Here is a 15,025-nt window from a genome sequence, read left to right on the forward strand (position 1 = left end):
AAGGTCGTGCACCTGTGGCGAGGGGGCTTGCCACAAGCGCCTGACTTTAACCGCTCTCAATGCGATAAATAAACGGTCAGCGTCTGCCCCGGCTTCAGTGCCTTGGCCGTGTTCGGGTTCCAGCGCTTGAGGTGCTGCATCTCTACATTGAAACGTTTGGCAACCATGTACAGCGAGTCGCCTTGCTTGACCTTGTACTGGGTCGCCTTCTTGCTGCTGGCAACGCCGTTGCTTTTGCCTTTGCTGGTGTCTTGCATGACCAGCGTCTGCCCGACTTTCAGATTTTTGCCGGTCAGTTTGTTCCAGCGTTGCAAATCCTTGATGTCGACCTTGTTGGCCTTGGCGATCAACGACAGGTTGTCACCGTGTTTCACCCGATAGTTGCGTTTCAACCTGGCCAGTTCGTGGCTGTCCATACCCTCGAAGACGGGTTTGAGCGGGCGCTGACTGATCAGCTCTTCGGGTTTCATGGTCGACAGGCTGTCGGCCAGCAACTGTGCCTTGGACGTCGGCACCAGCAAATGCTGGGGGCCATCGATGGTGGTGCGTTGCTTGAAGGCCGGGTTGAGCTGGAACAGTTCGTCTTCGTCGATATTGGCCACGGCAGCGACACGGGACAGGTCCATGCGCTGATTGATTTCGACGACCTGGAAGTAGGGTGCATTGGCAATCGGGCTCAGGTTGACGCCATAAGCTTCGGGCGCCAGCACCACCTGGGACAAGGCCAGCAGTTTAGGTACATAAGCCTGGGTTTCGGCAGGCAACGGCAGGTTCCAGTAGTCGGTCGGCAGGCCGAGTCTTTCGTTACGCTCGATGGCCCGGCTGACAGTACCTTCACCAGAGTTGTAGGCGGCCAGCGCCAGCAGCCAGTCGCCGTTGAACATGTCATGCAAACGGGTCAGGTAATCCAGTGCGGCAGTGGTCGAAGCGGTGATGTCGCGGCGGCCGTCGTAGAAACGGGTCTGACGCAGGTTGAAGTAACGCCCGGTGGACGGGATGAACTGCCACAGTCCAACGGCATCGGCCCGGGAGTAGGCCAACGGGTTGTAGGCACTTTCAATCACCGGCAGCAGCGCGAGCTCCAGCGGCATATTGCGTTCTTCAAGGCGTTCGATGATGTAATGGATATACAGGCTGCCGCGGTCACCGGCGTTTTCCAGAAACGACGGGTTGCTGGCGAACCACAAGCGCTGTTGCTCGATGCGCGGGTTTACGCCAAGGCCCTCTTGCAACTGGAAGCCCAGGCGCATGCGCTCCCAGACATCCTGAGCGGCTTGCGGATTGGGTTTTTCGTTGAGCCAGATAGGCTTTTGCTTGATGTGGCTGGAAAGATTCGGAGTGTGCACCGCGTCGGTTTGCGGGGCATAGTTGGTGCTTTGGCAGCCCGCCAGGGTGGCGGACACAGCCACCGCGATGGCTTGAGCCAGGCGGGTCAATGCGTCTGAATTGTTGGTTTTACGAATAGATGACGACATTGGCTGGAAGAAAGTTCCGGGCAAAAATGTCGGGCGATTCTAGAAAGCACGGAAGGTGCGGTCAACCATTCAGAATTTTTGTACCAATGGTGGCTCGGCTTAGAACTTATCTTTCCAGGCGCGCAAGGCAGCGAAAACTGCACTGGGAGCCCGGTTATCCAGGCCATTCCGCTCGTCCGCTTTTTGTTTAACGGATGTTTCGCCAGTACGCAGGAAAGGGTTGGTGAGTTTTTCCAGGGCCAGGGTCGAGGGTAAGGTCATGCGGCCGGTTTCTCGCAATTGAGTAACCGTCGCCAGACGTTCAGCGATGTACGGGTTGGTCGGTTCGACGGCCTGGGCAAAACGCAGATTGCTCAGGGTATATTCGTGGGTGCAGTACACCAGCGTGTCTTCAGGCAAGGCCGCCAGACGCGTCAAAGAGTTGTGCATCTGTTGCGGCGAACCTTCAAACAGACGCCCGCAACCGGCGGCGAACAGGGTGTCGCCACAGAACAGCAGCCCGTGATGGTAAAATGCGATATGCCCCAGGGTATGGCCTGGAACGGCCAATACCTCGAAATCCCGGCCGAGCACGCTGATGCGGTCGTTGTCGTTCAGGGCCACATCACGCGCCGGAATGTTTTCGCTCGCCGGACCGTAGACCTTGGCACCCGAGGCTTTTTTCAGTTGCTCGACGCCTCCGACATGATCATGGTGATGGTGCGTGACGAGAATGTCGCTCAGCGTCCACTCAGGATGTTGCTCAAGCCATGCCTGTACCGGCGCGGCATCACCCGGGTCGACCACGGCACAGCGCCGGGTGCTGTGATCTTGTAACAACCAGATGTAGTTGTCGGTGAAGGCGGGCAGGGCACTGATCTGTATCATCGTCGGATTCGCCAAGCGGAAAACAATGGCGCATCTTAGAACTTCTTGGCGAGTTGGAGAATGCAATGACCGATAAAGCGTTCGCTCAGGCTGATCCTGACTGGTTGGCATTGATCAGCGCGGCCCGTGAGTGGCTGTCAGGTCCCATCGGGCAATTTTTGCTGGATGAAGAACGGCGCATGCTCGAAGACGAGCTGGGGCGGTTCTTTGGCGGCTACCTGGTGCATTACGGTCCTTCGGCCGAGGCGCCGCCAGCGGCACCGCAAGTGCAGCGCAATGTCCGGCTCGGTGCACCGCTACCCGGGGTGGAGATCGTCTGCGAGGAGCAGGCCTGGCCGCTCAGTGAGCACGCCGCCGACGTGGTGGTATTGCAGCACGGTCTGGATTTTTGCCTGTCGCCCCATGGTTTGCTCCGTGAAGCCGCCAGCAGCGTGCGTCCTGGCGGACATTTGCTGATTGTCGGAATCAACCCCTGGAGTAGCTGGGGCTTGCGCCATGTGTTCGCTCATGACGCGCTAAGCAAGGCCCGCTGCATTTCGCCTTCGCGGGTAGGCGACTGGCTGAACCTGCTGGGCTTTGCGCTGGAGAAACGCCGCTTCGGGTGCTATCGTCCGCCGCTTGCGTCCCCCGCCTGGCAGGCCCGTCTGGCCGGTTGGGAGCGCAAGGCCGGCGACTGGCAGTTGTCCGGCGGCGGCTTTTATTTGCTGGTGGCACGCAAGATCGTGGTTGGCTTGAGGCCGGTGCGTCAGGTTCGGCGCGAACCAATGGGCAAGCTGATTCCGTTGCCGATGGCCAAGGTCAATCGTCGCCACATCGAGCCGTAAAACACTCTTTATATTCCCCGGCCGGGCTTGCCCGGCCAAGGGTCTGTTGACGTTTGGTGACGGCTTGTCACCCTGCATCAGCAGGCCCTGGGACGTTGCCGGTCAACGATCGGCAAGCCACAGGCATTTTCTGGATAGGTTGGCATGAGCGATAGCGTAGAACTCTTCACCGACGGCGCCTGCAAGGGCAACCCCGGCCCTGGCGGCTGGGGCGCATTGCTGGTGTGCAAGGGCGTTGAAAAAGAACTTTGGGGTGGCGAAGCCAATACCACTAACAACCGCATGGAGCTGATGGGGGCGATTCGTGGCCTGGAAGAGCTCAAACGCCCTTGCGACGTGCTGCTGGTCACCGACTCGCAATACGTGATGAAAGGCATCAACGAGTGGATGGACAACTGGAAGAAACGCGGCTGGAAAACCGCTGCGAAGGAACCGGTGAAAAACGCTGATCTGTGGAAGATGCTCGATGAACAGGTCAATCGCCATAACGTCACCTGGAAATGGGTTCGCGGGCATATCGGCCATCACGGTAACGAGCGTGCCGATCAGCTGGCCAACCGTGGCGTGGATGAGGTGCGGGGCTACAAGCCGGCGTAAACGACTCTGTCTTGTGCCGATTGCGCCCGCCAGGGCGGGCGCGACCGCGAGGCGAACGCAGGCTTCGCCAGCTGGGACATAGAGCGTGCTAAAATCGCGCGCTTTGAAAGATGAACCGTTGAGAGCTGACCCCTGATGGCCAACAGATCCGTTGTACTCGATACCGAAACCACCGGCATGCCGGTGACTGACGGCCACCGGATTGTCGAAATCGGTTGCGTCGAGTTGATCGGTCGGCGCCTGACCGGTCGGCATTTCCATGTTTATCTGCAGCCTGACCGGGAAAGTGATGAAGGTGCCATAGGCGTCCACGGCATCACCAACGAGTTCCTGGTGGGTAAACCGCGTTTCGCCGAAGTGGCCGAAGAATTCTTCGAATTCATCAAAGGCGCGCAGCTGATCATCCATAACGCGGCGTTCGACGTCGGCTTCATCAATAATGAATTTGCCCTGATGGGTCAGAAGGATCGGGCTGATATCACTCAGCACTGTACGATCCTCGACACCCTGATGATGGCCCGTGAGCGTCACCCCGGTCAGCGCAACAGCCTTGATGCGTTGTGCAAACGTTATGGCGTCGACAACTCCGGCCGTGAACTGCACGGCGCGTTGCTCGACTCCGAGATCCTCGCTGACGTTTACCTGACCATGACTGGCGGCCAGACCAGCCTGTCTCTGGCCGGCAATGCTTCGGACGGTAATGGTTCAGGCGAAGGTTCTGGCAACCGTCCTGGCGAGATTCGTCGTTTGCCTGCCGATCGTCAGCCAACCCGAATCATTCGTGCCAGTGAAAATGACCTGGCCGAACACGTGGCGAGGATGGAAGCGATTGCCAAGTCCGCCGGTGCTCCGGCGCTCTGGGTGCAGTTGGCCGAGGCTAAGGGGTAATCTGCGTTCGCTTGCGAGGAATGCCCCTCGCCACATGGGGCTCAACCCTCTACCCTGAGGTCATTGGCAGGCCTCGGTCTGCCGCTTCAGGACGTCGAGCCCCATGTATAAAGACTTGAAATTTCCCGTCCTTATCGTGCACCGGGACATCAAGGCCGACACCGTTGCCGGTGATCGGGTCCGCGGGATCGCCAGGGAACTGGAGCAGGAAGGCTTCAGTATCGTTTGCGCGGTGGATTACACCGAGGGGCGACTGGTTGCCTCGACCCATCACGGCCTGGCCTGCATGCTGATTGCGGCCGAAGACGCCAGAGAAAACACCCATCTGCTACAGAACATGGCCGAGTTGATCCGACTGGCCCGTGTCCGCGCGCCGAACCTGCCGATCTTCGCGCTGGGCGAGCAGGTCACCCTGGAAAACGCCCCGGCCGACGCTATGAGTGAGCTCAATCAACTGCGCGGCATTCTCTACCTGTTCGAAGACACTGTACCGTTCCTCGCGCGGCAAGTAGCGCGGGCCGCACGCAGTTACCTTGATGGCCTGCTGCCGCCGTTTTTCAAAGCGCTGGTGCAACACACCGCAGACTCCAATTACTCCTGGCACACTCCCGGTCACGGCGGTGGCGTTGCCTATCACAAGAGTCCGGTGGGGCAGGCGTTCCATCAGTTTTTCGGGGAAAACACCCTGCGTTCGGATTTGTCGGTTTCGGTACCGGAACTGGGCTCGTTACTGGACCACACCGGCCCGTTGGCTGAGGCAGAGGCTCGCGCTGCACGGAACTTTGGCGCCGATCACACGTTTTTCGTGATCAATGGCACTTCAACGGCCAATAAAATTGTCTGGCACTCGATGGTCGGGCGCGACGATCTGGTGTTGGTGGATCGCAATTGCCACAAATCGGTTTTGCACTCGATCATCATGACCGGTGCTATTGCGTTGTACCTGTGTCCGGAGCGCAATGAACTGGGGATCATCGGGCCGATACCACTGAGCGAATTCAGTCCTGAATCGATCAAGGCCAAGATCGATGCCAGCCCGTTGACCAAAGGCCGGCCGCCCAAGGTCAAGCTGGCGGTGGTCACCAACTCGACCTACGACGGTCTGTGCTACAACGCCGAGCTGATCAAGCAGACGCTGGGTAACAGCGTCGAGGTGCTGCACTTCGACGAGGCCTGGTATGCCTACGCGGCGTTTCACGAGTTCTTTGCCGGGCGTTACGGCATGGGGACATCGCGCACGGCCGATAGCCCCCTGGTGTTCACCACCCATTCCACGCACAAGCTGCTGGCGGCTTTCAGTCAGGCATCGATGATCCATGTGCAGGACGGCGGTGCGCGGAAACTGGACCGTGATCGTTTCAACGAAGCCTTCATGATGCATATCTCCACTTCGCCGCAGTACAGCATCATCGCCTCTCTGGACGTTGCTTCCGCGATGATGGAAGGTACGACGGGCCGTTCGCTGCTGCAGGAAATGTTCGATGAGGCGCTGAGTTTCCGTCGTGCCCTGGCCAATCTGCGTCAGCATATCGCCGCCGATGACTGGTGGTTCTCGATCTGGCAGCCACCGTCGGTTGAAGGTATCGATCGGGTTATCACCTCTGACTGGCTGCTTGAGCCCGAAGCGGACTGGCACGGTTTTGGCGACATTGCCGAAGATTACGTACTGCTCGATCCGATCAAGGTCACGCTGGTCACGCCTGGGTTGAGCGCCGGTGGCGCATTGAGCGAGCGTGGCATTCCGGCAGCGGTGGTCAGCAAGTTTCTCTGGGAGCGCGGATTGGTGGTGGAGAAAACCGGTCTGTATTCATTTCTGGTGCTGTTCTCCATGGGCATTACCAAAGGCAAGTGGAGCACGCTGCTCACCGAGTTGCTGGAGTTCAAACGCAACTACGACGCCAACGTCAGTCTCGCCACCTGCCTGCCGTGCATAGCGAGACAGGACGTTGCCCGTTATCAGGGAATGGGCTTGCGAGATCTGTGTGACCAGCTACATGCCTGTTATCGCAGCAATGCCACGGCCAAGCACCTCAAACGCATGTACACCGTACTCCCGGAAATCTCCATGAAACCTGCCGACGCCTATGACCAACTGGTGCGTGGCGAGGTTGAAGCCGTCTCCATTGACGCCCTGAATGGACGGATCGCCGCCGTGATGCTGGTACCCTATCCACCGGGCATTCCGCTGATCATGCCCGGCGAGCGCTTCACTGAAGCGACCCGCTCGATCATCGATTACCTGGCGTTCGCTCGCACCTTCAACAGTAGTTTTCCTGGCTTTGTCGCGGACGTGCATGGTTTGCAGCACGAAGACGTAGGCAATGGGCGTTGCTACACCGTTGATTGCATCAAGGTTTGAGGACTTTTCCTGCCATGCGGCCTGTCATCAATCCCAAGCACCCAGGCTTGTCAGTGCGCGTTGCCGATGAGGGTTTCGCGACCTACGTCTGGGGCAGCGACTTCAGTTTTGACGTGAGTGTTTATGCTTCGGCGCAAATCGACAAAAGTGTCGATCAATGGCCGCTGGAGCAGGTCACCTCTTATCGCAAGTGTTATGGCATTGATCCGCAGGAGTTCAGCAGTTACCGCGACGCGGTCGACAGCGCAATTTTCATGGCCTATCTCGATGATCTTCCGGTGGGGCATGTCGTGGTCAGCACCAACTGGAATGGCTTTGCCCATATCGATGAGCTGGCGGTGCATGCGCCCGCGCGTCGACACGGTGTGGCCAAGGCTTTACTGGATGTCGCGCAGTTCTGGAGCCGCAAGAAGAAATTGCCGGGCATCATGCTGGAAACCCAGAACAATAATCTGGGGGCCTGTCGGCTGTACGAGCGCTGCGGTTACGTAGTCGGTGGGATCGATCATCTGCGCTATCGCGGGATCGATCCGCAAACCTGCGAGGTGGCGATTTTCTGGTATCGCTTGTTTGAAGATCCGCAGGATAAGCCGATGATCAACCTGCCAGCATCGCCTCGGCTTTTTCCGTGACAATTTCCAGCAGTGCCTGCAAGGCGGGCGACGGCGTGTTGTTCTTGAGGGCGAGGGAGTAGAGCGTGATCGGCACGGGTGGTGACAGTGGGCACACGTCAAGACCGCCGGCTCGCGCGCCAATGGCGGTAAACGGATCGACGATGGCCAGGCCTTCCCCGGCCTCGACCATGCTGCGCATCATTTGGTAGGTCTGTACCCTAGTCTGAATCACCGGTGCCGGGCGCAAGGCTTGCAGCTTGCTGTCGAACATCACGCTAAGCGGCTCATGCCCTTCCAGGCCGACCATTGACTGGCCCGCCAGGTCCTGTAGGGAGATGTACTTCTGCTTGGGTTGCAGCCAGCCATGGGGGGCCAGCAGTTGCAGTTTGCCTTGAGCAACAACCTCGCAGTGGATGTCGCCGTGGTCGGGGTCGTACAGGCTAAAACCCAGAACGCTTTCCCGTAATAACAGGCTTTTGACGATGTCGCGGGTCGGTTGGCTGGAAAGGCTACAAGGTGCATCGGGAAATCTTCGGCGCAGCGCTGCGACACTCTGCGGCAATAATTGCTGCGCAAGCGCTGGTGTGCAGATGATCCGCAAAGGAGGCGCCTGATACTGCTTCAGGCTACTGGCCAGTCGCTGCACGGGCTCAAGCGCTTCATACACGCGGGTGATCCCGACTTGCAGCTCACGTGCTTCGCGAGTGGCTTGCAGCCGCCCGCGCACACTGGCGAACAGCATGAAGCCCAGCTGGTCTTCGGTATCACGCAGGATCGCTTCGACCTCGGCCACCGGCAATTGCAGCAACTCGGCAGCAGTGCCCAGATGACTGGTTTGCAGGAGCGCCTGGATCACTTCGATATGACGTAAACGCATGCTTGAAGTCCATGTCCAGCAGGTGAGGGATTCAGTGACTGAATCCTAACCCAAGTCCGCGCATATGACTTCTGCTCATGACCGCATGTTATGAGGAGATCGTTGTTTGGGGCTCACGAACGATGGTAACGCCTGTTTGAACCAGCATGAATTGGTTGTCATCCAGTTTGTTGACCCGGTCACCAATGGCCAGGCGATAGGTGGTAACAGGCTGCGAGCCAGTCAGGCTGTCTTGCGAGGGGGTGGATTCCTGGAACTCATGCACTGAATAGACACGGCCTTGCGCGTCTCTTGCATGGAATTGTCCGACGAGTACTGCTGCCATCTGCTTAGAACCTCTGGAGATAAATCACTCAATTTGCGGCTCTGTAGACCGTAGTTGGGCGGGGTAAGTTTTCCTGCAGGAAAAAAATAGTCGTGAGGGCCGAATCCTCGAACCAGATTGGTTGTCATGCCCCCTGGATCATCTATAACTACAGGCTCCTATAGCCAGTTAGTCGAGAATCCTCAATGAGCAACGTCTATACGATTGCAGTTCTGGTCGGCAGCTTGAGAAAACAGTCGATCAACCGGAAGGTCGCGCTGGCATTGGCAGACCTGGCACCCGCCAATCTCAAACTGAACATCATCGAGATTGGTGATCTGCCGCTCTACAACGAAGACATTGACGCGTCACCGCCGGCAGCCTACAGCACTTTCCGACAACAGGTGAGTTCATCCGACGCAGTGTTGTTCGTAACCCCGGAATACAACCGCTCCGTGCCGGGTGTATTGAAGAATGCGATTGACGTCGGTTCCCGTCCTTATGGCAAAAGCGCCTGGAACGGCAAGCCGGGCGCCGTGATCAGCGCTTCGCCGGGGGCTATCGGGGGGTTTGGCGCCAATCACCACCTGCGCCAGTCTATGGTGTTCCTCAACGTGCCGTGCATGCAGCAACCCGAAGCCTATCTGAGTCATGCAGGCTCTGCATTCGACGAAGCGGGCAAGCCTTCAGAGGCTATCCGGCCGTTATTGCAGAAATTTATCGATGCCTACGGGGATTGGGTCGAGCAGCATAAGAAGGTCTGAATCACGCTGTCACGCATGGATCATCTATAGGAACACGGCTTGCCGGCGATGGCGTCCTTGAGATCGCCATCGTCGGAACGCCGCCCGGACCAATCGAGCGTCAACTGGCTGCTCCTGCAAAAAGCTGGACACCTATACACTCCCAACCCTGTCGATATCTTAAAATCCCTCGCCTCGTCCGCTGCTGCCCCCATCAAACGACATTTTCTACCCCTTTCGAAGGCTGCTTTGCATGCTGATAGCGTCATTGATTTTTCTGCTGACCATGACCTTGGTGATCTGGCAGCCCAAAGGCCTTGGTGTTGGCTGGAGCGCGGTATTCGGTGCGGTTCTGGCGCTGCTCGGCGGCGTGGTCCATCTGAGCGATATTGCGTTGGTATGGCAGATCATCTGGAATGCCACCGGAACGTTCGTGGCGTTGATCATCATCAGTCTGTTGCTGGATGAGGCCGGTTTTTTTGCCTGGGCAGCCTTGCACGTCGCCCGTTGGGGGCGTGGCAGCGGGCGCAAGCTGTTCGCCTGCATGGTGCTGCTGGGGGCGCTGGTTTCGGCGTTGTTCGCTAACGACGGAGCGGCGTTGATCCTCACGCCAATCGTGATTTCGATGCTGCTGGCTTTGCGCTTTTCTCCGATGGCGACCCTGGCGTTCGTGATGGGCGCGGGGTTCATTGCCGATACCGCAAGCTTGCCGTTGATGGTCTCGAACCTGGTGAACATCGTTTCGGCGGACTTCTTCAAGATCGGATTCAACGACTACGCGGCGGTGATGGTGCCGGTCAACCTGGTCAGCGTGGCGGCGACGCTAGGTATGCTGATGTGGTTTTTTCGTCGGGACATTCCCCGCGATTACGACCCTGAACAGCTTGAACAGCCTGAGCACGCGATTCACGACAAGGCGACCTTTATCGCCGGTTGGTGGGTGCTGATCATTTTGCTGGTGGGGTGCTTCGCCCTGGAACCGCTGGGGATTCCCATCAGTGCTATTTCGGCTGTCTGTGCGGCCTTGCTGCTGGCGATCGCTGCCCGCGGCCACAAGATTTCAACCCGCAAGGTCCTGAAAGAAGCACCGTGGCAGATCGTGATTTTCTCTCTGGGCATGTACCTGGTGGTCTATGGCCTGCGCAATGCCGGCCTGACCGGGCACCTGGCCGGTCTGCTGGACTGGTTTGCCGGTTATGGCATCTGGGGCGCTGCCATGGGCACCGGTCTGTTGACGGCGTTGCTCTCCTCGATCATGAACAATCTGCCGACGGTGCTGATCGGCGCGTTGTCCATCGACGCCAGTCAGGCTGTGGGCGTTGTAAAGGAGGCGATGATCTACGCCAACGTCATCGGCAGTGACCTGGGGCCGAAAATCACGCCGATCGGCAGTCTGGCGACCTTGCTCTGGCTGCACGTACTGGCGCGCAAGAACATCCAGATTGGCTGGGGGTATTACTTCAAGGTCGGGATTGTGCTGACGGTGCCGGTGCTGCTGGTGACATTGGCGGCGTTGGCGCTGCGGTTGTCGGTGGGCATCCCTTAGACCGCGTCGCCCCCATCGCGGGCAAGCCTCGCTCCTACGGGTTTGGAGTCGATCACACCATGCTGGGCTGATCCGGATCTCTGTAGGAGCGAGGCTTGCCCGCGAAGAGGCCCTTCCAGACGCTGAAGGGCTTAACCCGTCCCGGGCACATTCGGCCAAAGATCGGCCACCAGAAACAGCCGCTCGGCTTCTTCCCAGTCGCCCGCGGAGTTTTCCGTCAGACGCACCAGCAACTGTGCGGGTGCCTGTGGTTCCAGATCGGCCAGCCAGGCATCCAGTCGGTCAGCGTCCCACGTCTGATCGGCAGGGTAATGCGCCGGTGCCAGCCAGGCGTGACGGGGCAGGGGTTGCCAGCGCCCCGGCGGCCTTTCAACGACAAATGTCAGCCAGTCACGCTGGTGTAACCAACGGCCGTTCAAATGCTGCGGGTGGGCGCCAGTCGGTGGCTGAGCCTTGCCTGGCCACGGATAAAGCAGATAGCCCCCCAGCCACAACTGCGCGCTGAAGTGCAGGATGTCGAGTGTGGCCAGTGCTTCGCGGCTTTCGGGGCGGGCGGAGATCGGTAACTGATGCTGGCTGAGGTGCGCCAGTTTGCGGTCCAGTCGGTCATGACAACCAGGGCCGAGCCATTGCGCGGTGTCATGACCGTCACCGTGCTGCGGTCCCAGGTAGAGTTTGATCGCCAGTTCCAGATGATGCACGCCATCGCGGTCGCGCAGCAGCATGTCCAGCTCGCCCAGGGTGTGGCCTTCACGGCGGATCGGTAAATTGGCGGCGATCAATTCGACGCCGGGGGCGTGCTGCACGGCGAATTGCCACAGGCGTTCGTAATACAGGCCCAGGCGCCGGGTCGGGCCCAGGGCCAGCCAGTGCCGCAAAGGACCGCTGTCGCGATCCAGCTGTTTGAGCCACTGCACCAGTTGTTCGGGGGCCTGCACCCAATCGCTGCCCGCCAGAGGGTGGCGCTGCGGCCAAGGCGTTTCACTGAGCATTGGCGGCGCGAGGATGACCCAAGCCAGGTCGCGCACTTCGGGATGACGCAACTGGCGGGGTAGGTTGAGTAAGCCGGGAAACAGGATCATTCTGCGAGCATAGTCGTTTATGTGCCGGAAAGGATTTTGTCTGCGGCAAGGTTTCGCCCATAATCGACATTTTCGCCCGTCCCAGAACCTTGCAGGAACCCCATGGAGCAATTTCGTAATATCGGCATTATCGGTCGCCTGGGCAGTTCCCAGGTACTCGACACGGTTCGCCGGCTGAAAAGGTTTCTGCTCGAGCGGCACCTGCATGTGATTCTCGAGGACACCATCGCCGAAGTCCTCCCGGGCCACGGCCTGCAAACTTCCTCACGCAAAATGCTCGGTGAAGTCTGCGACATGGTGATCGTCGTCGGCGGTGACGGCAGCCTGTTGGGCGCCGCCCGGGCTCTGGCGCGACATAACGTGCCGGTGCTGGGGATCAACCGTGGCAGCCTGGGCTTTCTGACCGATATCCGCCCCGACGAGCTGGAGGTCAAGGTCGCTGAGGTGCTCGACGGCCATTACCTGGTGGAAAACCGCTTCCTGCTGCAAGCCGAAGTCCGCCGCCACGCCGAGGCCATCGGCCAGGGCGATGCGCTCAACGACGTCGTGCTGCACCCCGGCAAGTCGACGCGGATGATCGAGTTCGAGCTGTACATCGACGGCCAGTTCGTCTGCAGCCAGAAGGCCGACGGCCTGATCATCGCGACGCCGACCGGTTCGACCGCTTATGCGCTGTCGGCAGGCGGGCCGATCATGCATCCCAAACTCGATGCCATTGTTATCGTGCCCATGTACCCCCATACCTTGTCTGGAAGGCCAATTGTGGTCGATGGCAATAGTGAGCTGAAAATCGTTGTGTCCAAGGATATGCAGATATACCCGCAAGTCTCCTGTGACGGCCAGAATCACTTCACCTGTGCGCCCGGCGACACCATCACCATCAGCAAGAAGGCGCAAAAACTGCGCCTGATCCATCCTCTGGACCACAACTACTACGAAGTGTGCCGGACCAAGCTCGGTTGGGGCAGCCGGTTGGGTGGTGGAGGCGACTGATGCTCGATCCCGCGCGTAGCTACGACCTGATCGGTGACGTGCACGGTTGCGCTCATACTCTTGAGCATTTGCTCGACCGGCTCGGGTACCAAAGACTGGGCGGTGTCTGGCGCCATTCCTCGCGAATGGCGGTATTCCTTGGCGATGTCATCGACCGTGGCCCGCGGATCCGGGAAGCACTGCATATCGTCCACGACATGAGCGAAGCCGGTCAGGCGCTGTGCATCATGGGTAACCATGAGTTCAACGCTCTGGGCTGGAGTACACCGGCTCCTCCGGGCAGCGGCAAGCAATACGTGCGCGAACATACGCCGCGCCATGCTCGGCTGATCAACGAAACCCTGACCCAATTCGCTCAGCACCCGGCGGACTGGCATGACTTCCTCAAGTGGTTCTACAAGATGCCGTTGTTTGTCGACGCCGGGCGCTTTCGCGTGGTGCATGCCTGCTGGGATGCCGGGCTGATCGAGCCGTTGCGGGCGCTGCATCCCGATGGCTGCATCGACGAGCACTTCCTCCAGGCCGCCGCTGTGCCCGGCAGTTTTGCCTGCACGGTGTTCGATCGTTTGTTGCGCGGCACCGACATGCGTCTGCCTCACGGCTTGACCATGACCAGCGGTGACGGCCTGACCCGGGCGTTCTTCCGTACCAAGTTCTGGGAAGACGACCCGCAAACCTACGGAGACATTGTGTTCCAACCCGACGCCTTACCCGAGCCAGTGGCCCGGACACCGCTGTCCCCTACCCAGAAAGACACCTTGCTGCGCTATGGCATCGACGAGCCACTGTTGTTTGTCGGCCACTACTGGCGCAGCGGAAAACCGGCACCGATCCGGCCGAATCTGGCCTGCCTGGACTACAGCGCGGTGCTCTACGGAAAACTGGTCGCTTATCGACTGGACCAGGAGACCCGCCTCGATCCGCGCAAGTTCGTCTGGGTCGATGTCGAACGTCCAGAGGTCATGCAATGAGTGCCGTCGCTGTATTGCGCCTGCCGCTGGCGGTCGACCTGAGTGGTTTCGTCAAACTGCTGCAACGCATGCAAGTGCCGCACAGGGTCAGCGAAGAGGCTGGCGAGCAGGTGCTGTGGGTACCCGATAGCATCAGCGATGACGTTCGTTCGCTGTACGAGCGTTTCCCGGCCGGCGATCCCGATCAGCAGCTGGACATCCCGGTGGCCGAGGCCACGATGCAGCCGGGCTTTGTCGAGCAATTGCGCTACAGCCCCGTAACCGCGCTGATCCTGCTTTTGTGCCTGATCGTTGGCGGCGTGACGATGCTCGGCGAAAACCTCGGCACCCTGCGCTGGCTGACCTTCCTCGAGTTCCGCGTGGCGGGTGAGTACATCCAGTTCACGCCACTGGCCGACAGCCTCGCAGCGGGGCAGTGGTGGCGCTTGGTGACACCGATGCTGATCCACTTCGGCATCCTCCATCTGGCCATGAACGGCATGTGGTACTGGGAACTGGGGCGGCGTATCGAGATTCGCCAGGGCAGCATCAACCTGTTGGGTCTGACGCTATTGTTCGGCCTGGTGTCCAATTACGCTCAATATTATTTCAGCGGTCCGAGCTTGTTTGGCGGGCTGTCCGGGGTGCTATACGGCCTGCTGGGGCATTGCTGGATCTACCAATTACTGTCGCCGAACCCGGCCTATCACCTGCCCCGTGGGGTGCTGGTGATGATGCTGGTGTGGCTGCTGCTGTGTATGTCCGGACTGATCTCGATGATCGGTTTCGGTGAAATTGCCAATGCGGCGCATATCGGCGGGTTGCTCGTCGGATGCGTCACCGGTTTGTTGGGTGGCTTGTTCAGCCGACGTAAACTGGCCGTCTAAAAAATTGCGATTTGAATAA

General features: G+C 59.3%; 15 protein-coding genes. 10 read left to right on the top strand and 5 right to left on the bottom strand.

The features are described 5' to 3' along the window. Positions 1-56 precede the first annotated feature (56 nt). Together AC07W5_RS15210 and gloB are read right to left on the bottom strand one after the other, a co-directional pair. Positions 57-1,475 (bottom strand): transglycosylase SLT domain-containing protein, encoded by a 1,419-nt coding sequence (locus AC07W5_RS15210; protein ID WP_494991450.1) that lies wholly within the window; start codon positions 1,473-1,475, stop codon positions 57-59. A 99-nt stretch (positions 1,476-1,574) separates the two neighbouring features. Next, positions 1,575-2,342 carry a hydroxyacylglutathione hydrolase gene (gloB, locus tag AC07W5_RS15215; protein ID WP_495011862.1) on the bottom strand — a complete coding sequence of 256 codons (768 nt, stop codon included), beginning with the start codon at positions 2,340-2,342 and terminating at the stop codon, positions 1,575-1,577. A gap of 65 nt (positions 2,343-2,407) precedes the next feature. Between gloB and AC07W5_RS15220 the strand changes: the two genes are divergently transcribed. The 5 genes from AC07W5_RS15220 to AC07W5_RS15240 all read left to right on the top strand — a co-directional run bounded on the left by AC07W5_RS15220 (position 2,408) and on the right by AC07W5_RS15240 (position 7,642). Beyond that, positions 2,408-3,166 (top strand): methyltransferase domain-containing protein, encoded by a 759-nt coding sequence (locus tag AC07W5_RS15220; protein ID WP_494991452.1) that lies wholly within the window; start codon positions 2,408-2,410, stop codon positions 3,164-3,166. A 144-nt stretch (positions 3,167-3,310) separates the two neighbouring features. Next, positions 3,311-3,763, top strand: coding sequence for a ribonuclease HI (gene rnhA / locus AC07W5_RS15225; protein ID WP_494991453.1), 453 nt, complete (start codon positions 3,311-3,313; stop codon positions 3,761-3,763). A 135-nt stretch (positions 3,764-3,898) separates the two neighbouring features. Continuing rightward, positions 3,899-4,651 (top strand): DNA polymerase III subunit epsilon, encoded by a 753-nt coding sequence (gene dnaQ / locus AC07W5_RS15230; protein ID WP_494991454.1) that lies wholly within the window; start codon positions 3,899-3,901, stop codon positions 4,649-4,651. Positions 4,652-4,754: 103 nt separating this feature from the next. After that, positions 4,755-7,010: an Orn/Lys/Arg family decarboxylase gene (locus tag AC07W5_RS15235; RefSeq protein WP_494991455.1), complete on the top strand. Its 2,256-nt coding sequence runs from the start codon at positions 4,755-4,757 to the stop codon at positions 7,008-7,010. 14 nt (positions 7,011-7,024) lie between these two features. Next, positions 7,025-7,642, top strand: coding sequence for a GNAT family N-acetyltransferase (locus AC07W5_RS15240; RefSeq protein ID WP_495011863.1), 618 nt, complete (start codon positions 7,025-7,027; stop codon positions 7,640-7,642). On the opposite strand, the gene AC07W5_RS15245 is transcribed toward AC07W5_RS15240, so the two are convergent. Continuing rightward, entirely contained in the window at positions 7,608-8,501 is an 894-nt protein-coding gene (locus tag AC07W5_RS15245; RefSeq protein WP_495011864.1) for a LysR substrate-binding domain-containing protein, read from the bottom strand. The genes AC07W5_RS15240 and AC07W5_RS15245 overlap by 35 nt on opposite strands. Positions 8,502-8,589: 88 nt before the next feature. Continuing rightward, on the bottom strand, positions 8,590-8,826 hold the full coding sequence (locus tag AC07W5_RS15250) for a hypothetical protein (RefSeq protein WP_494991458.1): 237 nt from the start codon (positions 8,824-8,826) through the stop codon (positions 8,590-8,592). A gap of 185 nt (positions 8,827-9,011) precedes the next feature. Here AC07W5_RS15250 and AC07W5_RS15255 point away from each other — a divergent pair, with 185 nt between their 5' ends. Both AC07W5_RS15255 and AC07W5_RS15260 read left to right on the top strand, forming a co-directional pair. Next, the gene (locus tag AC07W5_RS15255; RefSeq protein ID WP_494991459.1) at positions 9,012-9,569 is read left to right on the top strand and encodes an NADPH-dependent FMN reductase; all 558 of its coding nucleotides are present in this window, start codon (positions 9,012-9,014) and stop codon (positions 9,567-9,569) included. Positions 9,570-9,801: 232 nt separating this feature from the next. Then, positions 9,802-11,094, top strand: coding sequence for an arsenic transporter (locus AC07W5_RS15260; protein WP_495023720.1), 1,293 nt, complete (start codon positions 9,802-9,804; stop codon positions 11,092-11,094). A gap of 131 nt (positions 11,095-11,225) precedes the next feature. Here AC07W5_RS15260 and AC07W5_RS15265 read toward each other — a convergent pair whose 3' ends face one another. Further along, complete coding sequence (locus tag AC07W5_RS15265; protein ID WP_495011941.1) at positions 11,226-12,377, bottom strand: DUF1853 family protein; 1,152 nt, start codon at positions 12,375-12,377, stop codon at positions 11,226-11,228. Between AC07W5_RS15265 and AC07W5_RS15270 the strand changes: the two genes are divergently transcribed. The 3 genes from AC07W5_RS15270 to AC07W5_RS15280 are packed head-to-tail and all read left to right on the top strand — an operon-like array spanning position 12,279 to position 15,006. Beyond that, the gene (locus AC07W5_RS15270; protein ID WP_419115794.1) at positions 12,279-13,169 is read left to right on the top strand and encodes an NAD(+) kinase; all 891 of its coding nucleotides are present in this window, start codon (positions 12,279-12,281) and stop codon (positions 13,167-13,169) included. The two genes, AC07W5_RS15265 and AC07W5_RS15270, sit on opposite strands and share 99 nt — an antisense overlap. After that, complete coding sequence (locus AC07W5_RS15275) at positions 13,166-14,140, top strand: metallophosphoesterase (protein WP_495023832.1); 975 nt, start codon at positions 13,166-13,168, stop codon at positions 14,138-14,140. The genes AC07W5_RS15270 and AC07W5_RS15275 overlap by 4 nt, the downstream gene beginning before the upstream one ends. Continuing rightward, positions 14,137-15,006 carry a rhomboid family intramembrane serine protease gene (locus AC07W5_RS15280; protein WP_495011866.1) on the top strand — a complete coding sequence of 290 codons (870 nt, stop codon included), beginning with the start codon at positions 14,137-14,139 and terminating at the stop codon, positions 15,004-15,006. The genes AC07W5_RS15275 and AC07W5_RS15280 overlap by 4 nt, the downstream gene beginning before the upstream one ends. Positions 15,007-15,025: the final 19 nt, after the last annotated feature.

This window comes from Pseudomonas sp. GW821-FHT01E05, assembly GCF_059422425.1.